The organism is Streptomyces yamdrokensis (assembly GCF_053890455.1).
Window position 1 is genome coordinate 7162279 of record NZ_CM132679.1, and the last position, 26735, is coordinate 7189013.

Genomic DNA, 26735 nt, shown 5'->3' on the forward strand with positions numbered 1-26735 from the left:
CACGCGACCTCATCGGGCGCTCATAGTGCAAGGACCCCTCAGAGGACCAGGCTCATCAGGATCTCGTCCCGGTCGTCACCGGGTGCCACCCGCAGCGCACCCGGCCATCTCCCGACCTCGCTCCAGCCCGCCTTGCGGTAGAAGTCCTCGAGCCCCAGGCCCGACCTCGCGGTGAGCCGCAGCCGTTCCAGGCCCATCTCGTCGCGTGCGACACCCCTGGCGTACCGCATCAACGCGGCGCCGACGCCCGTGCCCCGGAAGCGGACATGTGTCTGGACGTGGTTGACCGTGCCGCAGTGCGCCACGAGAGGGTGGCGCTCGCGGCGCAGGAGCATCCAGCCCGCGAGCGTGCCGTCCACGTTCGCCAGGAGGAGTCTGCTGCGGTCCGAAGAGAGTCCCCGCGCGATCCCCTCGACCGCCGGCCGGAGTGCCGCCGGGGTCACCGGAGGAAGTGGACAGTCCATGGGTACGACGGCCCCGCCGGCGTTGATGACCCCCGCCCAGCATTCGGTGAGTTCCCGCCCGGCGGCCGCGGTGACGTCCTGGGCCCGGCTGATCTGCGTGATCATGGGAGTGCGCACTGTCTCATGGGTTGTCACACCCGAAAGCCTGCCAGCCGCGCGATACTTCGGGTACTTCGCGTCGCCACTCCGCGTGCGCGGTCGCGGGCGTCGTCCTAGTGTTGGTTCGGTAGCGCGACTGCGGCCGTCGCACAGGCGGTCGCCCGTTCGTTCCGCACCGGGAGCACGTCATGACGTCCGCCACCGAGCATCACGTCCACGAGGCCCACGACCACCGGCACGGGGAAGGCTGCGGGCACGTCGCCGTTCCGCACGCCGACCACGTCGACTACGTGCACGACGGACACATCCACCGCACGCACGACGGTCACGTGGACGAGTGCACGAGCGCGGGCCACACCCGGCACGAGGAGCACGAACACGAGCACAAAACCGGCTGCGGGCACGTCGCCCTTCCGCACGCCGACCACATCGACTACGTGCACGACGGGCATCGGCACGCCGCCCACGAGGGGCACTGGGACGACCACTGAGCCACCCGGAATGCCCGTGTCCGCCGCGTCCACCGGCGGACAGGGGCGGTGGTGCCCGACGCAACCGGCGGCCGCGGACCGCACGCACCCCGTCCGGCCGCGCCGCGCCGGGTTCGCGGCCACGGCCGGCACGGGAAACGCCCCGCGTCCGCGCCGTACACCCGCCGGGCGGCGCGCGCGGCGGGTGAGCAGGCGGTCGCCCCGCGCTGCCGGCCGGTGCGCGGCCGCACGGCAATCGGTGTCAGCGGCCACCGATCCCCCGGACGGTCACACGCCGGTGCGGTTCACCAGCTGCTCTTGGTGACGCCCGGGAGCTCGCCCGCATGGGCCATCTCGCGCAGGCGGATGCGGGACAGACCGAAGGCACGCAGGTGGCCGCGGGGGCGGCCGTCCACGGAGTCGCGATTGCGCAGGCGGGTGGCGCTCGCGTCGCGGGGCTGTCGGCGCAGCTCGCGCTGAGCGGCCGCGCGTTCGTCGTCGGACGCCCGGGGGGACGAGATGATCCCCTTCAGCTCGGCGCGGCGCGCGGCGTGGCGGGCCACCACGAGGCGGCGCTGCTCGTTCTTCGCGATCTTGCTCTTCTTCGCCATCAGACCTTCCCTCCCCGGGCGCGGATGCGGGCCACCGCGGCCTCGACGCCGATCGTGTCGACCGTCTTGATGCCCTTGGTGGAGAGGGTGAGCCGGACGTGACGCCCCTCGCTCGCCAGCCAGTAGCGCTTGCGCTGCACGTTCGGGTCGAACCGGCGCTTGCTCCGCCGGTGGGAGTGGGAGATGTGATGACCGAAGCCGGGCTGTCGGCCGGTGAGTTGGCAGTGGGCGGACACGGTTCCTCCTCGAGTGCTGTCAGGGGCAGCACAGTAGCAGCTTGATGAAAATGAAAATCAATAGCGTGTAGAGTGCGGTCCATGGCCCGTAACGAACTCCGCCCGATCATCAAGCTGAGGTCCACAGCCGGCACCGGCTACACCTACGTGACCCGCAAGAACCGCCGTAACGACCCCGACCGGCTGACATTGCGCAAGTACGACCCGGTCGCAGGCCGCCACGTCGACTTCCGTGAGGAGCGCTGAGAGCCTTGAAGCCCGGAATCCACCCCGAGTACCGCCCGGTCGTCTTCCGTGACCGGGCCGCCGACTTCGCCTTCCTGACCCGCTCGACGGCCACGAGCGACAAGACCGTCGAGTGGGAGGACGGCAACACCTACCCGGTCGTCGACGTCGAGATCTCCTCGGCGAGCCACCCCTTCTACACCGGCACCCAGCGGGTCCTGGACACCGCGGGGCGGGTCGAGCGCTTCGAGCGGCGCTACGGACGCGGACGGGAAGGCCGGTGAGCGGGGACCGGACGCGGCTGCCGGTCGCGATCGTCGCCGGGCTGCACGCCGACGCCCGCCGGGCCGCCGTCGACGAGATCCTGCGCACGGTCCCCGGCTCGGTCGCGCTGCACCACGACCTGACGTCCGCCGTCGTCGGCGCGGTGCACCGGACCGTACGCGACGCCGGCGGCCTGCTGGACAGCGGTGACGCGCCCCTGGTGAACGACTGCGCGTGCTGTGCGCTGCGCGAGGACCTCGTTCCCGAACTGCTGCGGCTCGCGGAGCAGGGCGGTCACCGGCTGGCGGTCGTGGAACTGTGGGACTCCGTCGAGCCCCAGGGCATGGCCGCGGTCATCGCCGCCGTGGGCGCGCCGCTGACGCTGACAGGGGTGGCCACCGTGGTCGACCCGGCACTCGTCCTGCCGTGTCTCTCCAACGGCGACGACCTGGCCGACACCGGCCTCGCCGCAGCCCCGACCGACCGGCGCACGGTGGCCGACACCTTCGCCCGGCAACTGGAGTACCCCACGGTGATCGGCCTCGTCGAGGACGGCCTCGGCGGGGAGTCGGGCGAGGCCGCCGACGAGGGCGACCACGCGCTGCTCGCCCAGCTCACACCGGGCGCGCGCAAGGTGGCCGGGGGAGGCGGGACCCTGGGGGCCGTACTGCTGGCGGGCTTCGACGTCGAAGCGGCCGCCGCCCGGGTGCACCCCGCGTGCGCGCTGCTGCCGCAGGAGTGCGACGAGCACGGTGTGGGCACCTTCGTCTGGCAGCGCGAGCGGCCCTTCCATCCGCAGCGCCTCTACGCGGCGCTGGAGGACCTGACCTGCGCCGCCGCCCGCAGCCGTGGACGGTTCTGGCTGGCGGACCGCCCCGACACCCTGCTGTCGTGGGACGCCGCGGGCGGCGCGCTGTGCGTGGAGTCGGCCGGACCCTGGCTGGCAGCCCTGCCCGAAGCCGCCTGGGAGATGGTGCCCGCCGAACGCCGCCTCGCGGCCTCCGTGGACTGGCACCCCGAACACGGCGACCGCTGCCAGTACCTCACCTTCACCGCCCCCGGCCTGGACCGCGACGGTCTGCTCGCCCTGCTCGACTCGTGCCTGCTCACCGACGACGAATACGCGGCGGGCAGGGGCCGCTGGGAGCAACTTCCGCACGCCTTCGACGACCTGCTCGACCCGGTGACCTGAAAACGCGCCCCACCCGGCGTGCCGCCGTGTCGCCCGCTCATGCCCCGCACCCCGTCCGAAGAGAAGAAAGGAACGATCCCACCGTGCCCCGACGCACAAGCACCGACCGGCACACCGCGACGCGTCAGCGCGTCAATCCGCTGGACGCCGCCGGTATCACCCACGTCGACTACAAGGACACCGATCTGCTGCGCAAGTTCATCTCCGACCGGGGGAAGATCCGCAGTCGCCGGGTGACCCATGTGACGCGTCAGCAGCAGCGGCGGATAGCGCAGGCCGTCAAGAACGCGCGGGAGATGGCCCTGCTCCCCTACGGCTCCCGACAGCGCTAGGTCTTTCGTCTGGACCAGGCCGGATCAGGAAGAGGGGGTCGGTGTGTTCGCCCCGCATGCAAGGCGGGGCGAACACACCGACCCCCTCGCCCGCTTCTAGTAATGAAATTCATTTCTGATTACTGTATGGGTCGAGCGTCGCGCGGTGTGGTTCGGAAGCGGGCCCCGGCGGCCGTCGGGGACCCTCGCGGTGTCCGTGCCGGCGGACCGTGGTGTCCGCGCGTGCGTCCGCTCTTCGACGAACCGTGTGGCACCGAGTTTCTGGAGCAGTGATGAGCGACCCCTACGAGCGGTCCGCCGAGTACCTCGACATCATGATCGCCGAGTCGTGGGAGCCGCTGGCTCCGGCCCTGGCGGACGTCCTGTCGCACGTCCGGGCCGAAACCGGGACCGTGATGGACCTCGGGGCCGGATCGGGCCGGGGCGTACGCGTCATCTGCGAGGCGCTGCCGCAGGTGCCGGTCCTCGCCGTCGAGCCCTCCGCCGCGATGCGTGCCGTCCTGCTCGCCCGAGTCCACGAGGATGCCGAACTGCGCAGGCGCGTCACGGTGGTTCCCGGTGACTGCGCGAGCGCCGACTGGCCCGACGGCGTGCGCGCGGTGGTGGCCCTGAACATGCTCGGCCACCTGCCGCCCGGGCAGAGGCGCGCGCTGTGGAACCGTGCGGCCCGGCAACTCGCCCCGGGCGGGGTGCTGGTGTTCAACGTCACTCCGCCGTTCGCCCCGGTGGAGGTGGAGCGGGTGCGGATGGCCCGGGTCGTCGTCGGCGAACTGGAGTACGAGGGCTGGGCGAGTGCGTGCCCCACGGGGGCGGACGAGATCACCTGGCGCATGGAGTACGGCGTCCTGCGCCGGGGCCGGCCGTTGGCCGGGACGTCGGTCGAGTACCGCTGGTGGGTCGCCGCGGAGGACGTGCTGGCGGCCGAGGCCGCCGAGGCGGGGCTCGCGCTGCGCCGGGCGGGCGATCCCGGGCTGGGGCTGTGTGTTCTGGAGCGCGCGAGTGATCTTTCACCGCACGTTGGTTGATCTGATAATCATTTTCATCTAGGTTCATTGGTGTTCCGCTTCCCCCGGGCCCTCCGGCAGGGGGAAGCGTTCTCTTGCCTGCCCTGCGACGGAGACCGGATGAACCAGCCTGTGCCGAGTGACGACATCCTTGCCCGCGTCATCGACTGCATCGCCGAAGTCCTCGGCACACCACCGCGGGAGGTCGCACGGACGACTCCGCTCGCGGCCCTGGGACTCGAATCGTTCACCGCGGTGCGGCTGAGGCGGCGGATCCGCGAACGCACCGGTCAGGACCTGCCGTTGACCGCCTTCCTCGGTGACGGCGCGACGGCCCGCGCGGTGGCGGACCGCCTGCTCGCCGATCGCGTGCCGAAGGAAGTCCCTGATGCCGGGCCTCTCGGTACCGAGGCACGGACGGGGGCGGAGCCCGGCGGTGCACGGCCCGACGGGGAGACGGAGGGGGAGGGCTTTCCCCTGACGCCCATCCAGGCCTCGTATCTCGCAGGGCGGGCCGAGGGCATGCCGCTGGGCGGGGTCGCCACCTTCTACTACTACGAGTACGACCGCATCCCCGGTGACGCGGACCCCCTCGTGGACGTGGCCCGGCTGGAAGCCGCCTGGAACCGGCTGATCGCACACCACCCGATGCTGCGCATGACGGTGGACGACCGGGGCCGCCAGCGCATCGCCGCCTCTCTTGGCCCCTACCGGATCGGCGTCACCGATCTGCGCCGCGAGCCCGCGGAACGTGTGAGGGAAACGTTGTCCGCCCAGCGGCGAGAGCGTTCCCACCAGAACCGGCCCACCGGTTCCTGGCCGCTCTTCGACATCCACACCACGTTGCTGCCCGACGGACGGACCCGGCTGCACGTCGGCGTGGACGTGCTCCTGACCGACCTCGCCGGCTGGATGCTGCTGATGCGTCAGTGGGGCCGTCTCGTCGAGGACCCGGCCCACCGGCTTCCCGAGCCGAAGACCCGGTTCGCCGACCTGCAGCGCGCCCGCTCCGGGGACCCGGAGTGGGCGGCCCGGCGCGACCGCGACCGCGCCTACTGGGCCGAACGCGCCCCCGAACTGCCGCCGTCGCCGCGGCTGCCCCTGCTGCGCGACCCCGCCGACACCACCCCGCCCCGCTTCGTCCGTTCCGCCGCCGAACTCGACGCCACGGCCTGGGCACAACTGCGCGCCCGATGCGCCGAGCACGCGGTCACGCCGACCGCCGCCCTGCTCGCGGCCTTCGCCGTCGTCCTCGGCCGGTGGGGCGCCGGGGAACGGATCTGCCTCAACACCACCCTGTTCGACCGCCCGGAGGACGAGGACGGAGCCGAGGGCGTGGTCGGCGACTTCACCACCACCGCCCTGGTCGGCACGCCCCGCTTCGACCCCGCCGACTGGAAGGGCTTCGCCGACTACGCCGCCGCCGTCAACCACCGCTTCTGGGAGGACCTGGACCACCGGTCCGTGTCCGGCGTCGAGGTGCTCAGACAGATACGGGCGCAGAACCCGCCGTCGGTGGGAGCCCCCGGCCATCCGGTGGTCTTCACCAGCGGGGTGGGGCTCGCGGGCGACGGGGAGCCCCCGGCCGCCTGGATCGGCCAGGAGGTGTACGGCATCTCCCAGACCCCGCAGGTCCTGCTCGACCACATCGTGTGGGACGAGGGCGGACGCCTCCGCCTGGCCTGGGACGCCGTCGACGGGGCGTTCCCCGACGGCTGGACACAGGCCCTGCTCGACGCCTACGTACGCCTGCTCCACACCCTGACGAGCCCCGACGCCTGGCACGACACCGTCCTGGGCTGGGACCCCTCCTTCCATCCGGAAGAGCCCCTGGACGCCGTGCCCTTCCCGGCCGCGGGCCCCCTGCTGCACGATCCGGCCGCCGACGCGGCCCGGCGGCATCCGCGACGGGCCGCCCTGCGCACCCCCACCGCCACCGTCACCCACGCCCGCCTCGCGGACAACGCCGCCGCCACCGCGGCACTCCTGGCCGCTCACGGCACGGGGCCCGGCGACATGGTCGCCGTCGCCTGCGAGAAGGGTGCCGCGCAGATCACCGCCGTGCTCGGCGTCAGCCTGAGCGGGGCGGGCTACCTGCCGGTGGAACCCTCCTGGCCGGCCGCGCGGATCGCCGCGGTCTGCGAGCGGGCCGGTGTCCGGCACGCGCTGGCCGGCCGGGGAGTGAGGACCGACTGGCCCGCCGGCGTCACCGTTCACCGCCTGACCGCCGCGGGGCGCCCCGCCCGCACCGCCGCGGCCCCCACCGGACCCGTGGCACCGCTCGCGGTCCCGCGCCCCGAGGACATCGCCTACACCATCTTCACCTCGGGTTCCACCGGCAGCCCCAAGGGCGTGGAGATCGAGCACCGGGCCGCGCGCACGACCATCGACGACATCGTCGACCGGTTCTCCCTCGGCCCCGACGACCGCGTGCTGGCGCTGTCGGCGCTCAGCTTCGACCTGTCCGTGTTCGACGTCTACGGCGTCCTCGGCGTCGGCGGCGCTCTGGTGCTGCCCGACCCCGCCCGGCAGCGCGACCCGCAGCACTGGCTCGAACAGGCGGGCCGGCACGGCGTCACCGTGTGGAACACCGCGCCCGCCCTGCTGGAAATGCTGGTCGAGTACGCGGAGATGGAACCGGAGGAGGCCGCCGGGGCGCTGCGCTCCCTGCGTCTGGTGATGCTCTCGGGCGACTGGATCCCCCTGACCCTGCCCGACCGGCTGCGACGGCTCGCGCCCCGGGCGAAGGTGATGAGTCTGGGCGGAGCCACCGAGGCGTCCATCTGGTCCATCACCCACCCGGTGGAGCGCACCGACCCGAGCTGGCGCAGCATCCCCTACGGCCGGGCGCTGCGCGGCCAGAGCTTCCTCGTCCTCGACGAGGACGGCGGGCCCTGCCCGGTGGGTGAGGCGGGGGAGCTGTTCATCGGCGGCGACGGGCTGGCCCGCGGCTACACCGCCGATCCGGTCCAGACGGCCGAGAGGTTCGCCGTCCACCCCGTGCTGGGCCGCCGCCTGTACCGCACCGGCGACCTCGGCCGGTGGACCGCCGACGGCACCATCGAGTTCCTCGGCCGCGTCGACCGGCAGGTCAAGATCCGCGGGCACCGCATCGAACTGGGCGAGGTGGAGGCGGTGCTGGCCCGCCACCCGGCGGTCCGCCAGTGCGTGGTGTCGTCGGTGCGGGGCCCCGACGGGCGCCCCCGGCTCGTGGCCCACCTCTCACCCCGGGGCGCGAGCGAGGCGCCGACCGCACAGGAACTGGCGGACGCTCTGCGTGAACGGCTGCCCGACTACATGGTGCCCGGCCGGTTCGTCATCCTGGACCAGCTGCCGGTCACGGCGAACGGCAAGATCGACCACGCGGCGCTGACCGCCGCACCCACCGACGACCGGCCCACCGGCGCCGACGGACCGCACCCGGCCGCCGCCGTGAAGCACGAGCCCTCCCTGGCACCGAGTACGGCTCCGGCCGAGTCCGACACCGAATCCGCATCCGTCGCCGCCCCGGACGGGGACTGGATCGCCGCGGCGCTGGCCGAGGCGGCTGCCCTGGGCCTGGAGGCCGCCGTCGTGGTCCGGCCCGGACGGCTCCGGCCGGACCAGGCACTGGAGGCGTCCGCCCAGTGGCTCCGGCACGTGGCGCGAACCGCCGACGGCAGAGCCGCAGCGCCGCGCCTGGGTCCCGGAGGGCTGGTGGAGGTGGTCTGCCATCCCCAGCCCGCGGCCCCCACGGCGCCCTCCCCGTCCGGGCCGGCGTCCGGCGCTCCGGACCCGGACGGCACCGCATCCGCTCAGGCGCCCCGGCACCGCGGACAGGGCGCGGCCGCGCCCGTGACCCCGGCCGTACTGGAGGCTCTGACCGGCATCCTGGCCGACTTCACGGACGTGCCGGTGACGCCCGACAGCACCTTCGGGGAGCTGGGGGCCACCTCCCTCACCCTGGTCCTCACCCACCGCAGGCTCCGCGAGAGCATCGCGCCCCGCCTCGCACTGGCGGACATGTTCGAGCACTCCACCGTCGCGGCCCTGGCCGCCCGCATCACCGCCCAGAGCACCCCGGACACCGGGCGAGGCGGCGGCGCCGCCGGTACCGACGCGGCTGCGCCACCCCTGTTCCCGCAGTCCGAACGGCCCGCGCGCAGAACGTCCCGCGTCGCCGCACGCGCCCTGGCCGAGGAGACCACACGATGACCGAGCCGACTTCCTCCCGAGGAGACATGCCGGACACCCCCCGGCCCGACGACGAGGCCGGTGACGACCTGATCGCGGTCACCGCCCTGGACTGCCGGTTCCCCGGGGCCCCCGACACGGCGGCCTACTGGGATCTGCTCGTGGGCGGCCGCAGCGGGCTGACCCGGCAGAGCGAGCGGGAACTCGCCGAACGCGGCATCCCGGCACGGCTGTCGGCCAACCCCGCCCACATACCCGTCAGCGGGATCATCGACGGACAGGACCGGTTCGACCCCGAGCCGTTCGGCCTGACCGACGCCGAAGCGGCCGTGATGGACCCTCAGCAGAGGCTTTTCCTCGAAGCGTGCCGGCGCGCCCTGGAGAGCGCCGGGCACGGCGGCGGCGTCGGAGCGGGCGCCGTGGGCGTCTTCGCCGGCGCGGCCCACAGCGACTATCTCGCCCGCAACCTCGCCGACCGGTACGCCGCCTCCGCCACCGACCCCGTCGGCAGCCTCCAGGCGGCCCTCGCGGGAGTCGCCGACTACCTCCCCCTGCACGTCGCGCACCGCCTCGCGCTCACCGGGCCCGCCGTCGCGGTCGGCACCGCCTGCTCGACGTCCCTGGTCGCCGTGCACCTGGCCGCCCAGTCCCTGTTGTCGGGGGAGTGCGACACCGCCCTCGCCGGCGGCGCCTCCCTGATCGTCCCGCAGGGCAGGGGCTACCTCCACGTCCCCGACGGGATCTTCTCCGCCGACGGGCACGTCCGCACCTTCTCCGCCGAGGGCACCGGCATCGTGCACACCCAGGGCGTCGGTGTGGCCGTACTGCGACGGCTGCGCGACGCCCTCGCCGACGGCGACCCGGTCCTGGCCGTCCTGCACGGCTCCGCCGTGAACAACGACGGCGGCGACCGCACCGGCTTCACCGCCCCCTCGCCGCGCGGGCAGGCCCGGGTCGTCTCCGAGGCGCTCGCCGTGGCCGGTCTCACGCCCAGGGACATCACCTACGTCGAGGCCCACGGCACCGCCACCCGCCTCGGCGACGTCGTCGAGGTCGCCGCCCTGCGCCGCGTCTTCGGCGCCGCCGGACCGGCCTGGTGCGCCCTGGGCTCGGTCAAGAGCAACATCGGGCACGCCAACTCGGCCGCCGGCATCGCCGGTTTCGCCAAGACCGTGCTCGCCCTGCACCACGGCGTCCTGCCGCCCACCCTGGACGCCCTGCCCCTCAACCCCGACCTCCACCTGGACGACTCGCCCTTCACCGTCGTCCACGAGGCCACCGACTGGACCGGGCCCCGGTACGCGGGCGTCAGCTCCTTCGGCATCGGCGGCACCAACTGCCACGTCGTCCTGGGCAGCGCCCCCGTCCGGCCCGAGCCCCCCGCCGATCCGCGCCCGCAGCTCGCCCTGCTCAGCGCGCACCGCGACGACGCCCTCACCCGCCTCGCCGAGGACACCGCGACCGCCCTGCACACCACGGCGGTCACGCCCGCCGACGCGGCCCACACCCTGCACACCGGCCGCGCCACGCTGACGTACCGTGCCGCCGCGGTGATCACCGGGGCGGCGGAGGCCGACAGCCGCGCCCTGCGCACCGCTCCACGGCGGCGGCCCGGCCCCACCGTGCCCCGGGTCGTACTGGCCTTTCCCGGCGGGGGAGCGCAGTACGCGGGCATGGGCCGCGAACTGTGCGCCGAGGAGGAGGAGTTCGACCGGACCGTGCGCGAGTGCGCCGACCTCTTCGACGACGGGAACGGCACCGGCCTGACCGCGCTGATCGCCGCCGACCCGTCCGACGAGCACGCACGCCGGCTGCTGCGCGACCCCGCCCACGGACTGCCCGCCCTGTTCACCGTCTCCCTGGCCGCCGCGCGCACGCTGCGCTCCTGGGGCGTCGAACCGGACGCGGTGGTGGGCCACAGCCTCGGCGAGTACGTGGCCGCCGTGCTGTCCGGAGCCCTGTCCCTGCCCGACGCCGCGACGCTGGTGGCGGTCCGCTCGCGCGGCATGTCCCGGGCGGCCGGCGGCGGGGTGATGCTGACGGTCCCGCTGACCGAGCGGCAGGCCCTCGCCCTGCTCGCCGGGTACCCCGCAGTGGACCTGGCCGCCGTCAACGGCCCGCGGTCCTGTGTGGTGTCCGGACCCGCGCCGGCCGTCGCCGAAGTCGAGCGGGCCCTGACCGCACGCGGTGAACGCACCGTGCGGCTCTCCCTCGACGCGGCCGCCCACTCGCGCCTGGTCGACCCGGTCCTGCCCGAGCTGCGCGCGGCCGCCGAAACCGTCCGGCCGCGTCTCCCCGGCATCCCGCTCGCCACGACCCTCACCGGGAAGCTGCTGGACACCGCTCCCGGCGCCGACCACTGGGTGGCGCACCTGCGTTCCACGGTGCGCTTCTCCGACGCCCTGGCCACCGCCCTGGGCGAAGGGCCGGCCGTCCTCGTCCAGGCGGGGCCGGGCGGCGCACTGCTCCAACTGGCCCGTCAGCAGGGGGACCGGCGGCCCCTGGCCACCCTGGCCACCTTCCCCGACCGCGACGAGCCCCGCCAAGGACGTGCCGCGCTGCTCGCGGCCGCCGGAGAGCTGTGGACCCACGGAGTCCCCCTGGACGCCGCGGCCCTGCACCGCCCGGGGCGACGCCGTGCCGTCCTGCCGGGCCTGCCCCCGGCACGCCGCAGGCTGTGGATCGATCCGCCGGAGACCACCGCGCGGGCCGCCGCGGCGGCCGGTGCGGCAGCCGGCCGGGAGCACCGTGCCGGGCAGGCCGCCCCGGACGAGTCCGAGCCCTTCCAGCTGCCCGTCTGGCAGCGCACGCCCCCCGTCGAGACGGACCGGCCGGTGCTGCGAGGCCGCTGGCTCGTGGCCGGTCCGCCCGGTTCCCCGCCGGCCGAGCGGGTGCGCGCCGCGCTCGCCGCGGCCGGGGCCCGCACCGTCACCCTCGACGAGGCGGCCCGGGACCCCGACACCCCGTGCGAGGGCGTCGTCGTGGTCGGCCCGTACGGTGACACCGGCGACGACCCGGCCGAAACCGTCGGCGCGTCGGTTCTGCACTACGCGGAGGTGGCGCGGGCCGCCGCGTCCTGGGCGCACCGCACCTGCCTGCTGCACCTCAGCCACAACGCCCAGCAGGTGGAGAGCGCCGACCGGCCCGCGGCCCACGCCGCCGCCACCCTCGCCGTTCCCCGCGTCCTCGCCCAGGAGTTCCCGGGCCTGCGCTGGCGCTCGGTGGACCTGCCGGCCGGACCGCCGGACGCCGACGACGTCCGGGCCGTGCCGGCGGAGGCCGCCGACCTGCTGTCGGGAGGCCCGAACGGTATCGAGTGCGCTCTGCGCGGCGGACACCGCTGGACGCGCGGCATCACCCCCTGGCGTCCGTCCGCGCCCCCGCCGGACCCGGACGGCCCGGCCGGCGCCGACGGCGGGACGGGCACGGCGGTGATCCTCGGCGGACTCGGAGACGTGGGCCTGGCCCTGGCCGGACACCTGGCCGGCTCCGGACGGCGGGTCGTGGTGACCGGCCGCACCGGGCTCGCCCCGGACCCCGAACCCGGCAGCAGCCAAGCCGAACGGGCACAGGCGATCCGTGCCCTGCGGGACTCCGGCGCCGACATCGAGATCCGTGCCGCGGACGCCGCGGACACCGCCGCCACGACGGAACTGCTGCGGGAACTGACCGACCGCCACGGCCCGCTGGACCTGGTCGTGCACGCCGCCGGCGTGGTCGCCTCCGCCGCCGTCGCCCCCCTGCGCGCCACCGGGGAGCAGGCCGTCCACGCGCACGCGCACGCCAAGGTCACCGCGGCCCTCGCGCTGCGCAGCGCCGTGCACGACCTCCCGCCCGGCCGCCGCCCGGCCACCGTCCTGCTGATGTCCTCGGCCACCGCGTTCGTCGGCGGCCTCGGCCTCGCCCCGTACGCCGCCGTCAACCGGTACCTGGACGCCCTCGCCGAGCACGAGCACACCACCGGCGCGGAGACACCCCGCTGGATCAGCGTGGCCTGGGACGGCTGGCGGGTGGGGCCCGGCCGGAGCGAACGCACCGTCGCCTCACGGCACTCGATCGGTCTGGCGGACGGCATGCGCACCGTGGACCGGCTGCTGGAGCTCGCGGCCCGGGGCCGTGCCCCGGCCTCCGTCGCCGTCTCGCCGGCCGACCTCGCGCCCCGCACCGCCGGCACACCCACCGCCGTACCCGCCCCGGTCGTACCGGCTCCCGGCGCGCCCGCGGCACAGTCGCGGACCGGCGCGGGATTGACCACCGTCACGGAGACACTCCTGGCCGAGGTCTGGTCGGACCTGCTGGGCTTTCCCGTCACCGACCGCGACGCCGACTTCTTCGCGCTCGGCGGGCACTCCCTGCTGGCCACCCGGATGCTCGCCCGGCTGCGCGACGACCACGGCGCCGACCTGCGGCTGCAGGACCTGCTCGCCCGGCCCACCGTCGCGGCCCTGGCCCCGATGCTGCCCGGCGGGGAACCCCGGCGCGCCCCCGCCGGGACGAAGGAAACGGGCGGACCGTCTCCACAACCCGGTGACGGGCCGCGGGAGTTCCCCCTCACCCGGGTGCAGCACGCCTACTGGGTCGGCGGATCGGGCGGCTACCGCCTCGGCGACGTCCCCTGCTCCTTCCACCTGGAGTACGACTGCCCCGGACTGGACACCGACCGCTACGAGGCGGCCTGGAACGCGGTCGTCGCCCGCCACCCGATGCTGCGCGCGGTCGTCTCGCCGGAGGGCCGCAACCGGGTGCTCGACAAGGTGCCCCACTACCGGATCCGGGTGCAGGACCTGACGAAGGACGACGAGACCGGGCGCGCCCGGAAGCTGGAGCGCGTCCGCGAGCGCATGGTGCGCCGCGAACCCCGCCCGGGCCGCTGGCCCCTGGTCGACATCCGGGCCGCCCGGCTGCCCGGCGACGTCGTGCGCCTGTTCGTCAACGTGGACGTGCTGGTGTGCGACACCGCCAGCTACCTGGTCTGGGACCGCGAACTGCGCACCCTCTACCACGACCCCGGCACTCGACTACCACCGTTGGAGACCACCTTCGCGGACTGTGTGGCCGAGCTCCGGCGCCGCGCCGAGGGTCCCGACTACGCACGGGCCGCCGCCTACTGGCGCGCCAGGCTGGACGACCTGCCCGGTGCACCCGCGCTGCCCGTCCAGGCGGGGAGTCCCGGTGACCGGCCCCGTTTCGCACGGCGCACCGCCCGTCTGGAGCCGGACCGCTGGGACGCCCTCAAGGCCGAGGCCGCCCGGCGCGGGCTGACCCCCACGGCCGTCCTGCTGACGGCCTACGGCGAGGCACTCGCCGACTGGTCCGGACAGGACCGGTTCGCCGTCACCCTCACCCTCTTCGACCGGCCCACGCGACTCCCCGGCGCGGACGCCGTGGTCGGCGACTTCACCTCGCTGATGCTGCACGAGGTGGACCGCTCGGACACCCGCTGCTTCGCCGACGCCGCCGTACGGGCCCAGCGCACCCTCTTCGAGGACCTGGACCACCGGGAGTTCTCCGCGCTCGACCTGCTGGCCGAGAAGTCCTCGCGCACCGGCCGCTCCGAGTCCGTTCCCGTGGTCTTCACCAGCGCCCTGGGCCTGTCCGGACCGCTCGGCGGCGGACACGACCTGGACTGGGCGGGCACACCGGTGTACGGCGTGAGCAGCACCCCGCAGACCTGGCTGGACCACCAGGTGATCGAGCAGCACGGGGCGCTCCTGCTCCAGTGGGACGTGCTCGAGAGCGCCCTGCCGGCCGACGAGGCGGACGCGGCGTTCGCCGCCTACACCGAGAGGGTGCGCCGACTGGCCGACGCGCCGCGGGCATGGGACCTCGACGAGCCCCGCACCGCGCCCGCCGTCCCGGCCCGCGCACCGGAACGGGCGGCACCCGTCGACGTCGCCCGGGTACGGAAACCGGCCGTTCACGGCCCGGCCTGCGACACCGACGCGGCCATGCCGCTGCGCGACGGCGACGGCGACCGCCCTCTGTTCCTCATGCACCCCTCCGGTGGGGACGTGCTGTGCTACGGCGAACTCGCCCGCCTCCTCACCGGCGGCCGGCCCGTCGTGGCCCTCACCGACCCCGCCCTGACCGGGGGCACCGGGCCCCGGACCATCGCCGAGATGACCGACCGCTACCTCGCCGCACTGCGCGCCCACCAGCCGCGGGGTCCCTACCTGCTGGGCGGCTGGTCGATGGGGGGCACGGTCGCCCACCAGATGGCCGTGGAGCTCGAACGACGCGGTGAGAGAACCGATCTCCTCGTCCTGATCGACTCCAACACCCCCGACCGCATCCGGGCGCTGGGCGGTACCGACCGCGCCCAGGACACCGCCTTCGCGGCCGTCCGCTACCTGCGCTCGCTGGAGGCGTTCCTCGACCTCGACCTGGACCTCGGCGCGGAGGCGGAGACGATCCGCTCCGCCCCGGACCCGGCGGCGGTACGCCGGGCCGTCACCGAACGGCTGCGACTGGCCGGCCTGCTCGGCCCGCGCGACACCGCCGACACGCGCCTGGAGGTCTTCGAACGCCACCTGCGGGCGCTGGCGGACCACCGGGCCGGACACCTCACCGATCCGGCCACCCGGCTGCTGCTGATCGCCGCGTCCCGTCCCTCACCGCACAACGCCGGCGTCGGCATGGGCGTCGACGACGCCGGAGACCTGCCCTCCCTGGGCTGGCTGCCGCACGTCAACGGCCCGGTGGACGCCCATACGGTCGACGGCCACCACTACTCCCTGCTGCACGACCCCGCCGTCCGGCGGACCGCCGCCCTGATCGACCGGGCCCTGGCCGCCGTACCCACCGGCCGGTAGGCCCGGCCGCCCGCCCGACACCCGAACGAACCTCTCGCGGAAAGCACCCATGCACCAGCACCCGTCACCCCGTACCCCCCTGTCCCGCAGATCCGCTCTCACCGCCCTCGCGGCGGTCGGCGCCCTGCTGCTGAGCGCCTGCTCCGACACCTCCGACACCTCCGCCACCGACACCCCGGCATCCGCCACGGGTGCCCCCGTCGACGGCGGCACCCTGCGCTACGCCGTCGCCGGATCCCCCGCCACCGCCGGCGACGACCCGCACGGCGGCCTCGGCAACGAGTCCGACGTCCTGCGCTTCGCCCTGACCTACGACGTCCTGACCGTCCCCGGCGAGGACGGGCGGACCCGGCCGCGCCTCGCGACGTCGTGGAAGCCCAACGGCGCCATGGACCGCTGGACCCTCACCCTGCGCGAGGACGCCCGCTTCACCGACGGCGAGCCGGTGAGCGCCGCCGACGTGCTGTACTCCCTGCGGCGCATCAGCGGCAAGGCCGCCGAGAACTACGGCCGGCTCGCCGACTTCGACATGGCGAAGTCCACCGCACCCGACGAGCACACCGTCGTCCTGGCCACCCGTGCCCCGATGGCCGACGCGCCCCGGGCCCTGGAATCGGTCACCTTCGTCGTGCCCGAGGGCACCAAGGACTTCTCCCGGCCCGTCACCGGTTCGGGTCCGTACCGGGTGGAGCGGACCGGCGCCCAGACCACCGTCCTGACCCGCAACGAGAAGTGGTGGGGCGAACGTCCGCACCTGGACAGGATCGAGATCCAGGCCGTCGCCGATCCCCAGGCACGTGCCGACGCCGTCGCCTCCGGGCAGGCCGACGTCGCCGGCAGCGTCAGCCCCGCCGCGGTCAAGAGCGCCGGCTCCTCGGCGAAGACCCAGGTCGTACGGCGCGACGGAGTCACCGAGTACCCGTTCGTCATGCGCCTGGACACCAAGCCGTTCGACGACCCCGGGGTCCGCGAGGCGTTCCGCCTCGCCGCCGACCGCAAGGCCCTGGTCGACACCGTGTTCCTCGGCTACGGCAAGGTCGCCAACGACCTCCCCACCCCCTACGACCCCTCGGCCCCCGAGGACCTGCCGCAGCGCACCCGCGACGTGACGAAGGCCAGGAAGCTGCTGGCCGAGGCGGGCCACGCCGACGGACTGTCCGTCACCCTGCACACCACCACGTCCTACCCCGGCATGGACACCGCCGCCACCCTCTACGCCCAGCAGCTCGCCGACATCGGCGTCGACGCCGAGGTGAAGGTCGAGCCCGCGGACACCTACTGGACCGCCGTCTACGCCAAGAAGGCGTTCTACACCGGGTACTACGGCGGCATCTCCTTCCCCGACCTGGTCCGCGTCGGACTGCTGTCCGACTCCCCGACCAACGAGACCGCCTGGCGCAGCAGGACCTTCGACGACGGCTTCGCCCGGGCCATGTCGACCGCGGACGAGGCGCGGCGCGAGGAGCTGCTCTCCGGCATCCAGCGGGAGCTGTGGAAGGACGGCGGCTACGTCGTCTGGGGCACCGGCGACGGCCTGGACCTCGCCGCGCCCGGCGTGCGCGGACTGCCCGACGGGCCCGGCTTCCAGCGCATGTTCATCGACCAGGCGTGGATGGCGAAGTGACACTGCGCACTGTCGGCCGCGCCCTGCGCCCGGTCTGCCGGGCCGCGGTCCTGGCCGTCGCCGCCACGGCCGTGGTCTTCACGGCCACCGAACTGCTCCCCGGCGACGCCGGGGAGCTGAGGACGACGGGCCGGGCCACCCAGGAGGACGTCGCGGCGGAGCGGGGCCGTCTCGGGCTGGACCGGCCGGCCGCGGTGCGCTACCTCGACTGGCTGTACGGTCTGGCCCGGGGGGACCTGGGACGCTCGCTGGCGGGCGGCAGGCCGGTGGCGACGTTGTTCGCCGAGCGGCTGCCCGCCACCGCAGCCCTGGTCGCGGTGGCACTGGCGGTCACCGTGCTGCTGACCGCGACGGCCCTGACCGTCGCGTACCTGCGCGGCGGCCGGGGCGGCCCGGCCGCCACCGGACTGGCCGCCGTGCCGCAGCCGGTCTACGCGGCGGTGCTCGGCGCGGTCCTGGCGGGGCTGCTGGGCTGGCTGCCCCCCGTGTCCCTGCTGCCGCCCGGCGGCTCGCCCCTGGCGGACCCCCGGCTCCTGGTGCTGCCCGCTCTCACCCTGGCGCTGCCCTCGGCCGCGTTCGCCACCGTTCTGCTGCGCGGGGCACTGGGCGACACCCTGCGCCGCCCGCACGTGACCGACGCACGGCTGCGCGGCCTGCCCGCCCCGCTCGTGCTGCACCGGCACGTCCTGCCCTTCCTGTACGCGCCGGCACTCCAGGTGGCGGCCCTGCTGGCCGGAGGTCTCGTGGCGGGAACCGCCCTGGCGGAGACCCTGTTCGGCTATCCGGGCACCGGGCAGCTGCTGGTGTCCGCCGTCGCGGTGCGCGACGTCCCCGTCATCCAGACCGCGGCCCTCCTCCCGGCCGTCGTCCTGCTGCTGGGCATGCTCCTGGCCGACCTGGCCGCCCGCCGCACCACGGCTCCGGGCCCCGCGGGGAACACCGGCCCGCCGGTGCCGCACACCCCGTCGGTACCGGATGCGGGGAGGACCGTGTGACCGGCAGGTCCTTGCCGCTCCTGTCCAGAGCCGCCCGTCCCCCGGTGTCCGTGACCGCGGCCCTCACACTGCTGGTGTGCGTGCCGCTCGGCCGGTACGCCGCCGCGCACCCGCCGGAGCGAACGGTCGCCGCCCCGTGGACACCGCCCGGCGGACGGCATCCGCTGGGCACCGACGTCCTGGGACGTGACGTGCTGTCCCGCGTCCTGGCCGGGGGCACCCAGCTCCTGACCGTGTCCCTGCTCGCCGCGGTCGCCGCCGTCGTCTGCGGCACGGGCCTGGGGCTGGCCGCGGGCTGGTCGGGCGGCCGCACCGCCCGTACCGTACGGGCCCTGTGCGACGTGCTGCTGGCCGTCCCCGCCCTGGTCCTGGCGCTGGTGCTGGCCACCGCCCTGCCGGGGACGACGGCGGTCGTCGTGGCGTCGGTGCTCGCGGGAGCCCCGCTCACCGCGCGGGTCGTCGGCACGCAGTGCGCGCGACTGCGCGACAGCGGGCACGTGCACGCCGCCGTCGAGCGCGGCGAGCGCACACCCGCCGTCCTGCTCCACGAGGTACTGCCCACCCTGCGCCGCCTGGTCGCCGCCGACGCCGGGCTCCGGCTCGTCACGGCACTGCAGATCGCCGCGGCCCTCGCCGTGCTCGGCCTGGGGCCCCAGCCCCCGGACCCCGACTGGTCCCTGATGCTCAGCGAGAACCTGCCCGGCGCCGTGCTCAACCCCTGGGCGCTGCTGGCGCCCGCGCTGCCCCTGGCGGGCTGTGCCTGGGTGTTCGCCGCGGCGGCCCGGACGGCCGCCCGTGCTCCGGGGGAGGCGGTATGACGGTCCGCGCCCCCGACGAGTTCGTTCCCGTCGGTGCTCCGCTGCTGGCGGCCGGGGGCCTGACCGTTCGCCGCGCCCCGGACGAGGCCGCCGTCCTGCCGCCGGTCGACCTCCGCGTCGGCCCGGGGCAGGTGCTGGCCGTCACCGGCGCGTCCGGTGCCGGCAAGTCCACGTTGCTGCGGGCCCTGCTCGACGTCCTCCCGGACGGCCTGCACCGCACGGCGGGCACCGTGTGGTGGCGTGGTGAGGCGGTGCCGCAGGGCCGGGCGGCCAGGCGGTGGCGGCGTGCCCGGTGCGGCTGGCTGGCGCAGGACCCCGGCGCGGCCCTCAATCCGCTGTGGCGCGTGGACCGGCTGATCGGTGAGGAGTTCACCGGTGACGCCGCCGCCCGCGCCCGGCGGGTCGAGGCACTGATGCACCGGCTGGGCCTCCCGCCGGGGCTCGCCTCCCGGCGGGCGGGGGAACTCTCCGGCGGACAGGCCCAGCGGGTCGCCCTGGCCCGGGCCCTGTGCGCCGAGCCGGAGCTGCTCGTCCTGGACGAACCGACCTCGGCACTGGACCGCGCGACGGCCGACCTGGTGGCCGAAGCGGTGCACTCCCTCCGCGGGGCCCCCGGCCGGTGCGTCGTCCTGGTCACGCACGATGCCCGGCTGGCCGCGGAACTGGCCGACCGGACACTGGTGCTCACCGCCGACGCGGGCCCGGCCTCCTGCGCGGACGCCGCCGCGCGGCACACGTCGCGTGCGACCGCCGTACGCGGACGGACGACGCGCACCCCGGAGAAGGAGCCGCTCCGTTCCTCCGCCGACCCCGCGCCGCCACCGGCCGGGCGTCCGCCCCGCACGGCGAGCCCTGCCCCGCCCCCGGTCCCCGTGCTGTCGGCGCGGGGCCTGACCCTGCTCACTGCGGACGGCACACCGCTGCTCGACGCCGGCGACCTGGACCTGCCGGCGGGCGGCTGGCTGGCCGTCACGGGACCGTCGGGCAGCGGCAAGACGACCCTGCTGCACGCCCTCGCGGGCCGCCGCCCGCCGGCCGGCGGACAGCTGCTGCTGCACGGACACCCGCTGCCCGCCGGGACCCGCGCGCGTGACCGGCGGAGCCTGCGCGCCGTACAGCTGGCCGGACAGGACACGGTGGCGGAACTCAACCCGGCGCACACCGCCGGCCGGGCGGTGGCCCGGCCGCTGAAGGTGTTCCACGGCACTACCGCAGCGGCCGGGCGGGAACGTGTAAGGGAACTCCTCGAAGCCATGGGACTGCCCGCCGAGCTGTCCGGCCGCAGACCTGTGGCGCTCTCCGGAGGCCAGCGCCGCCGGGTCGTCCTCGCCCGGGCGCTGGCCGCCGAGCCGGACGTGCTGCTGCTGGACGAACCCACCGCGGGCCTGGACCCGGACTCGGCACGACTCGTCCTCGACCTGCTGGACCGGCTGCGGGAAAACGGCCCCGCCGTCCTGACCGTGACGCACGACGCCGGCACGGCCGCCCGCGCCGACCGCGTCCTCCACCTGACCGGGCGCCGCCTGGTTCCCCGGCCGCCCATGCCCTCCGAGCATCCCCACGACGAGAGAACGGAGCACTCCGGTGTCCGACAACACGACGGCTGAGCACACCAGCCGGATCGCGGACCTGCTGGCCGCCCATCCCTGGGTGGCCCGGGCCCGCCCCGCACCCGACGGCGGCGTCCTGGTCGTCCCGCATCCGGACGCCGTGACCGCCTCACCCGGGCCGGGCCCCCTGCTGCGCGAGCACCTCGAACAGTGGGCCGAGGTCTACGAGTGGGTGTACGAGACGGCCGAGGGCCGGCACGCCGACGACCTGGACCTGTCCGGGTGGCGGGCGTCCGACACCGGAGCGCCGCTGCCCGAGGCCCACATGCGCGACTGGGTGGACCGCACGGTGGACCTCGTCCTGGCCCGGCGCCCGACGCGGCTGCTGGAACTCGGCTGCGGCACCGGTCTGCTCGCCCACCGCCTGCACCCGCACCTGGACGGGTACGTCGGCACCGACGTCGCCCAGGTCGCGGTGGACCGCCTCACCGACGCCGGCCTGCCCCGCACCGCGTTCGTCCGGGCCGCCGCCCACGAGGCGTCCGCCTCCCGGGTGCGGGACACCATGGACGCCGTCTTCGGCCCCGGCGCGCTCCCCGACTGCCTGCTGCTCAACTCGGTCACCCAGTGCTTCCCCGACCTGGCCTACCTGACGGCCGTGCTGCACGGGGCACTGTCCACCGTCGAGGACGGCGGCACCGTGATCGTCGGGGACATCCGGCACTCCGGCCTGCTGCTCGACCACTTCGGACGGCTGGAACGGGCGCGCGACCCCGAGGCGGACGACACGACGATCGCCGCCAGGGCCGCGGCCGCCACCGAGGCGGACGAGGAGCTGTCCTTCACCCCCGCGGCCGTCGCCGCGGCGGCCGCGGCCCAGCCGCGGCCGGTCCGCATGAGTGTGCACGCCCGCACCATGGCCGAGGACACCGAACTCACCCGCTACCGCTACGACGTCGTCCTGCGCGTCGGCCCGCCCGCCGGCGGCCCGGACGCCCGGCAGGTGCGCCGCACGCCCTGGGGCGGACACCGGGGGAGCGGCCTCCGGGAAGCGCTGGGCGAGGCGCTCGGCAAAGGTCCCGTCGTCGTCCACGGGATCCCCAACGCCCTTCTGGACGACGCTCCCGGGGCGGTGACCCCGTACGCCCTGCGCGAGGCCCTGGAGGGAGAGGACGCCGCCGTGCTCCTCGATGCCGCCGATCCGCGCATGCTGGCCGTGGCGGTGCCCGCCGACTGCGCCCCCGCCGCAGCCGCGGATGTCCCGGCGCCCCCCGGTCCGACCGCCCACGAGCCGTTCCCCCTGTTCGTGCGGCGCCGCCTGCCCGAGGTACTGCGCGACCACCTGCGCCGGACCGGACCGCACACGCCACCACCGGCGATCACCGTGGTGGACGCCATCGAGGACGGCCACGCGTGAACGGCGCCCTCACCGACGAGATCCTCACCGGGCTGCCGGGCGTGACGGACTGGCAGCTGGTGCGCGACGGCGGGCAGGACACCCTGCTGGTGGCGGGCCCACCGCCGGGCACGCGGCCGCCGGCCGGTCCCGGCCGCGACGACGCCCGCGCCGTGGGCCGGGCCGCGGACGCCGGCGACGCCGCCGTACGCGGTACCGATCCGGCCGCCCTCCCGGCGCTGATGCGGCAGCTCGACGAGACGGCGCTGCTGACGACGGCCCGGGTGCTCGACCGGACCCGGCTGTTCCGCGACGGCGGCCGGCGCGGCACCGACGAGATCCTCGAGGCCCTGGCGGTCGCACCCCGGCACGCGTGGATCGTACGGCGCTGGCTGGCCACCCTGACCGCCGAGGGCCGGCTCCGGCTGGACGCGGCGACGGGCCGCTACCACTCCCTCACGGTGCCGGACCGCCGCGACCACGCCCGGGCGCTGCGCGAGCTGGACGGCGCCTGCCGGGGCCTGGGCTACCCGGCGTCCATGACCCGCTTCTTCCGGGCCGCGGCCGAACGGCTCACGCTGCTGCTCCAGGACCGCACGTCACTGCAGGAGGTCCTCTTCCCCGACGGGGAGACGAGCACCGCGCAGGGCAACTACCGCGACAGCGTCCCCAGCCGCTGGGCCAACCACGCCGCGGCGTCCCTGATCGCCGATGAGGGCGACCGCCGGACGGCACCGGCCCCCCTGCGTGTCCTGGAGGCGGGCGCCGGCGTGGGCGGCACCACCGGCTCCGTCCTGGAGGCGCTCGGCGACACGCCCGTCGACTACGTGTTCACGGACGTCTCCCCGTTCTTCCTGCGAACGGCCAGGGACGTCTTCGGCGACCGCCCCGGCCTGCGGCACGCCCTGTTCGACATCCAGGCCGACCCGCTCGAGCAGGGTTTGGAGCCGGGCTCCCAGGACGTCGTCCTGGCGGCGAACGTCCTGCACAACGCACGGCACGCCGGACGCTGTCTGGCGGCCCTGCGGGAACTGCTGGCGCCCGGCGGTCTGCTGGTCCTGGTCGAGTCGTGCCAGGAGCACTACCAGGCGCTCACCTCCATGTACCTGCTGATGTCACCCGCGCCCGGCGAACAGGGCTGGTTCACGGACCTGCGGGCCGGCCAGGACCGGGTCTTCCTGACCGCGGAGGAGTGGACCCGGCAACTGGACGCGGCCGGCTTCGACCCCCTGCCCGTCCTGCCGCACGAGGGGCACCCCCTTGCCGCGGCCGCGGGCCAGCGCGTCATCGCGGGCCGTGTCAGGTCCCACGGCGCCCGCCCGGACCCCGCCCGCGTCCGCGCCGCACTCGCCGACCGCCTGCCCCCTGCCCTCCCCCTGCCACGGGTCCACGCCGTGGACGACGTCATCCGCCCCACCCTTCCGACTGGAGCCCCCCGTTGACCTCAGCACCCGCCCCCGGGCACACCGCCTCCGTCCAGCCGGTCCCCGCCGACCTGGTCGACGCCGTGCGCGCCGTATGGGCCGACGCCCTGGAGACCGACCTGGCCGCCGTACCGGCGGACGCCAGCTTCCTGAGCCTGGGAGGCGACTCCGTCCTGGCCGTCCGGATGGCCGCGATGCTCCGCAAACGGCTGGGCACGCCGCTGGCGTTGGCGGACGTCCGCGTCGAGCAGAGCGCCGCGCAACTGGCCGCCCTCGTCCACGAACGCAGCACCGGATCGGGAACGGGCGCACTGCGCCCGCTGCCCCTGGACCTGCGCCGGCGCGAGGACCCGGACGCCCCGTTCCCGCTCCTGCCGCTCCAGCAGGGCTACTTCGTGGGCCAGCAGGACGCCTGGGAGCTGTCCTACCGCTCCGCACACCACTACGTGGACATCGGGCTGGAGGACATCGACGCCGACGAGGCCCCCGAGGCGCTGCAGGACGCCCTGGAGCGCCTGGCCGAGCACCAGGCAGTCCTGCGGGCCCGCATCCTGCCCGACGGCCGGCAGCGCATCCTGCCCCTGGACGATCCGGAAGCGGTCCCGCAGCTCCAGGTCACCGACCTGCGCGACGCCGACGAGGAGACGGCCGCGGCCCGGCTCGCGGAGATACGCCACGCGATGAGCACCGAGGGCCCCGACCCGTCCCAGGGCTGCGGTCTGGACATGCGCCTGACGCTGATGCCAGGCGACCGCGCCCGGCTGCACTCCTCGACCAGTCTGCTGATCATCGACGGCTGGTCCTCGGGTGTCTTCTACCGCGACCTGTTCGCCCTGGTCTCCGACTACAACGCCGTCCTCGCGCCGCTGGACATCGACTACGGCGACTACGTGACGACCCTGCGGGACCTGCCCGGCACCGAGGCGTGGCAGCAGGACCGCGACTGGTGGTGGGACCGCATCGACGGCTTCCCGCTGCCGCCGGCGCTGCCGCTGGTGGCCGATGCCGGGGAGGTGCGCCCCACCCTGATGGGCACCCGGCAGGCGGTGCTCGATCCGGAGCGCTGGTCAAAGCTGCGCCGCTTGTGCACCGCGCACGGTGTGACCCCGTCCGCCGCGATGTTCGCCGCGTTCGCCGCCGCCGTCGCCCGGGCCTGCGGCCACCGCCGCTTCCTGCTCAACACCCTGCAGCTGAACCGTCTTCCGCTCCACCCCGACGTGTCCCGCCTGGTGGGAGCCTTCTCCTCCACCATGCTCCTGCCGGTCGACCTGCCGGCGGCCCCCGTCTTCGCCGACCTCGCCGGCCGCGCCCAGCAGGACATCGGCGACGCCCTCGCCCACAACCTGATCACCGGCGTGGAGGTCTCCCGCGAACTGGGCCGCCGCCGGGGCACCCACCGCCCGGTCGCGCCGGTCGTCTTCCAGTCCACCCTGGGCGTGGACGCGGCGCTGGGCAGTGAGGTGCCCCAGGAAGCCGGACCGCTGGGCGAAATCGACCTGCTGAGCCACCACCAGCAGCTGCGGACCCCCCAGGTGGCCCTGGAGGTACGGCTGTTCGAGCTGCGCGGCGAGCTGGTGGTCGTCTTCTCACTGGTGGAGGAGCTGTTCGCGGCACAGGACGTCGACCGGATGTTCGGCGACCTCATGGCCACCGTGGAGTCACTGGTCGAACCGGACGGCTGGTCCGCCGTGGTCGGACTGCCCGACGCGGTCGACGGCGAGCAGGCGGAGCCGGCCCGGCAGGCACCCGGCCGGCGCCTGTCCGTACCCGCGGCGGCGGTCGGCGGAGCGGAGCCGGGACCGCCCGGGGACGACACGGAACGAGCCGTCGCGGCGCAGTGGCAGAAGCTGCTGGACTGCCCGGTCGACGAGCGCACCGCCGACTTCTTCGCGCTCGGCGGCGACTCGCTGCTCGCGATGCGGATGCTCGGGTCGCTCGCGCGGGAGGGCCTGGGGCGGGTGACACCCCGCCGCTTCCTCCGGCAGCCCACGGTGGCCGGACTCGCCGCCGCCCTGCGCGAACCGGACGACCGGTGAGAGAAGGTGCGGCGGGGGCGGACCCGCCCCCGCCGCACCTCGGTGTCAGCCGCCCAGCCCGGCGTCCTCTCGGAAGAGTTCCTGGTCGAGCCAGACCGCGGCACGGGCGCCGTCGGCGGCACCGGTGACAACGAAGGTGAGGGCGTCCGGCAGGGCCTCCAGCCGGGCGGTGTCGCCGGCCGCGTAGACACCGGGCACGGAGGTGCGCTGGAACTCGTCCACCCGCACGCAACCGTCCGGCAGCATCCGGCACCCCAACTGCTCAGCCAGCGGGGAGTGCTGACGGGTGGGAGCCCGGTGGTAGACGCCCTGCCGCCCGAGCACCCGCCCGTCGGCGAGGACCAGGCGGACGGCTCCCTCCTCGCCCTCGATGCGGGCCACGGCCGTCTCCTCCACGGCGATCCCGGCGTCGGCGAGCCTGCCCGCGGCCTGTTCGGGCACCGGATGCCCGTTGGTGCACACGATCACGTCGGGACTGAAGCGGTCGGCGAGGTACAGGGCCTGCATGACCTGCGGCAGCTCGTGCCCCAGGACGGCCAGGCTCATCCCGCTGGTCTCCCAGCCGTGGCAGAACGGGCAGTGGTAGACCCCCCGGCCGAACAGCGCGGACAGTCCCTCCACCTGTTCGTCGAGCACGTCGACCTGCCCCGTGGCGAGGACCAGTTTCCGGGTCCGCTCCACGGTGCCGTCGGCCAGCGTCAGGGCGAACCCCTGTGACTCGGGCGCGACGGCGGTCACGGTGGCCTCACGCACGGCCACGTTCGCATAGGCGGTGAGCTGCTCCCGGCCTATGCGGCGCAGTTCGGCGGGCGGGAAGCCGTCACGGCTGAGGAACATGTGCATCCGCGCCGCGGGCGCGTTACGGGGGCGGCCCGAGTCCAGCAGGAGGACCCGCCTGCGCTGACGCCCGGACACCAGCGCCGCGTTGAGGCCGGCGGGCCCTCCGCCCACCACGGTCACGTCGAACATCGTCGTCACTTCCTTCTTGGCTCGTCCCTGGCTCATCAAAT

19 protein-coding genes are annotated in these 26735 nt (G+C 75.1%); 15 read left to right on the plus strand and 4 right to left on the minus strand.

What is annotated here, in order from left to right:
- Positions 1–38: 38 nt before the first annotated feature.
- Positions 39–569 carry a GNAT family N-acetyltransferase gene (locus tag ACWZEH_RS31665; protein ID WP_456194486.1) on the minus strand — a complete coding sequence of 177 codons (531 nt, stop codon included), beginning with the start codon at positions 567–569 and terminating at the stop codon, positions 39–41.
- A 182-nt stretch (positions 570–751) separates the two neighbouring features.
- Between ACWZEH_RS31665 and ACWZEH_RS31670 the strand changes: the two genes are divergently transcribed.
- On the plus strand, positions 752–1054 hold the full coding sequence (locus ACWZEH_RS31670) for a hypothetical protein (protein WP_456194487.1): 303 nt from the start codon (positions 752–754) through the stop codon (positions 1052–1054).
- 284 nt (positions 1055–1338) lie between these two features.
- Here ACWZEH_RS31670 and rpsN read toward each other — a convergent pair whose 3' ends face one another.
- Complete coding sequence (gene rpsN, locus ACWZEH_RS31675; protein ID WP_456194488.1) at positions 1339–1644, minus strand: 30S ribosomal protein S14; 306 nt, start codon at positions 1642–1644, stop codon at positions 1339–1341.
- Complete coding sequence (rpmB, locus tag ACWZEH_RS31680; protein WP_456194489.1) at positions 1644–1880, minus strand: 50S ribosomal protein L28; 237 nt, start codon at positions 1878–1880, stop codon at positions 1644–1646. Before rpmB ends, rpsN begins: the two co-directional genes overlap by 1 nt.
- A gap of 81 nt (positions 1881–1961) precedes the next feature.
- Here rpmB and rpmG point away from each other — a divergent pair, with 81 nt between their 5' ends.
- The 14 genes from rpmG to ACWZEH_RS31750 all read left to right on the plus strand — a co-directional run bounded on the left by rpmG (position 1962) and on the right by ACWZEH_RS31750 (position 25725).
- Positions 1962–2126 (plus strand): 50S ribosomal protein L33, encoded by a 165-nt coding sequence (gene rpmG / locus ACWZEH_RS31685; RefSeq protein ID WP_017949758.1) that lies wholly within the window; start codon positions 1962–1964, stop codon positions 2124–2126.
- Positions 2127–2131: 5 nt separating this feature from the next.
- The gene (locus tag ACWZEH_RS31690) at positions 2132–2389 is read left to right on the plus strand and encodes a type B 50S ribosomal protein L31 (RefSeq protein ID WP_456194490.1); all 258 of its coding nucleotides are present in this window, start codon (positions 2132–2134) and stop codon (positions 2387–2389) included.
- Positions 2386–3561: a GTP-binding protein gene (locus tag ACWZEH_RS31695; protein WP_456194491.1), complete on the plus strand. Its 1176-nt coding sequence runs from the start codon at positions 2386–2388 to the stop codon at positions 3559–3561. The genes ACWZEH_RS31690 and ACWZEH_RS31695 overlap by 4 nt, the downstream gene beginning before the upstream one ends.
- Positions 3562–3644: 83 nt before the next feature.
- Positions 3645–3893 (plus strand): 30S ribosomal protein S18, encoded by a 249-nt coding sequence (rpsR, locus tag ACWZEH_RS31700; RefSeq protein WP_456194492.1) that lies wholly within the window; start codon positions 3645–3647, stop codon positions 3891–3893.
- 272 nt (positions 3894–4165) lie between these two features.
- Complete coding sequence (locus ACWZEH_RS31705; RefSeq protein ID WP_456194493.1) at positions 4166–4918, plus strand: class I SAM-dependent methyltransferase; 753 nt, start codon at positions 4166–4168, stop codon at positions 4916–4918.
- A gap of 99 nt (positions 4919–5017) precedes the next feature.
- Entirely contained in the window at positions 5018–9091 is a 4074-nt protein-coding gene (locus ACWZEH_RS31710) for a non-ribosomal peptide synthetase (RefSeq protein WP_456194494.1), read from the plus strand.
- On the plus strand, positions 9088–15882 hold the full coding sequence (locus tag ACWZEH_RS31715) for an SDR family NAD(P)-dependent oxidoreductase (protein WP_456194495.1): 6795 nt from the start codon (positions 9088–9090) through the stop codon (positions 15880–15882). Before ACWZEH_RS31710 ends, ACWZEH_RS31715 begins: the two co-directional genes overlap by 4 nt.
- Before the next feature lie 49 nt (positions 15883–15931).
- Complete coding sequence (locus ACWZEH_RS31720; protein ID WP_456194496.1) at positions 15932–17506, plus strand: ABC transporter substrate-binding protein; 1575 nt, start codon at positions 15932–15934, stop codon at positions 17504–17506.
- Positions 17503–18501, plus strand: coding sequence for an ABC transporter permease (locus ACWZEH_RS31725; RefSeq protein ID WP_456194497.1), 999 nt, complete (start codon positions 17503–17505; stop codon positions 18499–18501). The genes ACWZEH_RS31720 and ACWZEH_RS31725 overlap by 4 nt, the downstream gene beginning before the upstream one ends.
- A complete protein-coding gene (locus tag ACWZEH_RS31730) occupies positions 18498–19319 on the plus strand; it encodes an ABC transporter permease (protein WP_456194498.1) in 822 nt (273 codons plus the stop codon). The genes ACWZEH_RS31725 and ACWZEH_RS31730 overlap by 4 nt, the downstream gene beginning before the upstream one ends.
- A complete protein-coding gene (locus ACWZEH_RS31735) occupies positions 19316–20926 on the plus strand; it encodes an ABC transporter ATP-binding protein (protein WP_456194499.1) in 1611 nt (536 codons plus the stop codon). Before ACWZEH_RS31730 ends, ACWZEH_RS31735 begins: the two co-directional genes overlap by 4 nt.
- Positions 20904–22286 carry a class I SAM-dependent methyltransferase gene (locus ACWZEH_RS31740; protein WP_456194500.1) on the plus strand — a complete coding sequence of 461 codons (1383 nt, stop codon included), beginning with the start codon at positions 20904–20906 and terminating at the stop codon, positions 22284–22286. Before ACWZEH_RS31735 ends, ACWZEH_RS31740 begins: the two co-directional genes overlap by 23 nt.
- Entirely contained in the window at positions 22283–23707 is a 1425-nt protein-coding gene (locus tag ACWZEH_RS31745) for a class I SAM-dependent methyltransferase (protein WP_456194501.1), read from the plus strand. Before ACWZEH_RS31740 ends, ACWZEH_RS31745 begins: the two co-directional genes overlap by 4 nt.
- Positions 23704–25725, plus strand: a complete 2022-nt coding sequence (locus ACWZEH_RS31750; protein WP_456194502.1) for a condensation domain-containing protein — start codon at positions 23704–23706, stop codon at positions 25723–25725. Before ACWZEH_RS31745 ends, ACWZEH_RS31750 begins: the two co-directional genes overlap by 4 nt.
- Positions 25726–25770: 45 nt before the next feature.
- Here the strand turns inward: ACWZEH_RS31750 and ACWZEH_RS31755 are convergent, their stop codons facing one another.
- The gene (locus ACWZEH_RS31755) at positions 25771–26730 is read right to left on the minus strand and encodes an NAD(P)/FAD-dependent oxidoreductase (protein WP_456194503.1); all 960 of its coding nucleotides are present in this window, start codon (positions 26728–26730) and stop codon (positions 25771–25773) included.
- Positions 26731–26735 lie beyond the last annotated feature (5 nt).

Bases quoted from the DNA above. Each gene is read 5' to 3' on its own strand.
- ACWZEH_RS31665 (WP_456194486.1), bottom strand. From the start codon at position 569: ATGATCACGCAGATCAGCCGGGCCCAGGACGTCACCGCGGCCGCCGGG.
- ACWZEH_RS31670 (WP_456194487.1), top strand. From the start codon at position 752: ATGACGTCCGCCACCGAGCATCACGTCCACGAGGCCCACGACCACCGG.
- rpsN (WP_456194488.1), bottom strand. From the start codon at position 1,644: ATGGCGAAGAAGAGCAAGATCGCGAAGAACGAGCAGCGCCGCCTCGTG.
- rpmG (WP_017949758.1), top strand. From the start codon at position 1,962: ATGGCCCGTAACGAACTCCGCCCGATCATCAAGCTGAGGTCCACAGCC.
- ACWZEH_RS31705 (WP_456194493.1), top strand. From the start codon at position 4,166: ATGAGCGACCCCTACGAGCGGTCCGCCGAGTACCTCGACATCATGATC.
- ACWZEH_RS31710 (WP_456194494.1), top strand. From the start codon at position 5,018: ATGAACCAGCCTGTGCCGAGTGACGACATCCTTGCCCGCGTCATCGAC.
- ACWZEH_RS31715 (WP_456194495.1), top strand. From the start codon at position 9,088: ATGACCGAGCCGACTTCCTCCCGAGGAGACATGCCGGACACCCCCCGG.
- ACWZEH_RS31720 (WP_456194496.1), top strand. From the start codon at position 15,932: ATGCACCAGCACCCGTCACCCCGTACCCCCCTGTCCCGCAGATCCGCT.
- ACWZEH_RS31735 (WP_456194499.1), top strand. From the start codon at position 19,316: ATGACGGTCCGCGCCCCCGACGAGTTCGTTCCCGTCGGTGCTCCGCTG.
- ACWZEH_RS31755 (WP_456194503.1), bottom strand. From the start codon at position 26,730: ATGAGCCAGGGACGAGCCAAGAAGGAAGTGACGACGATGTTCGACGTG.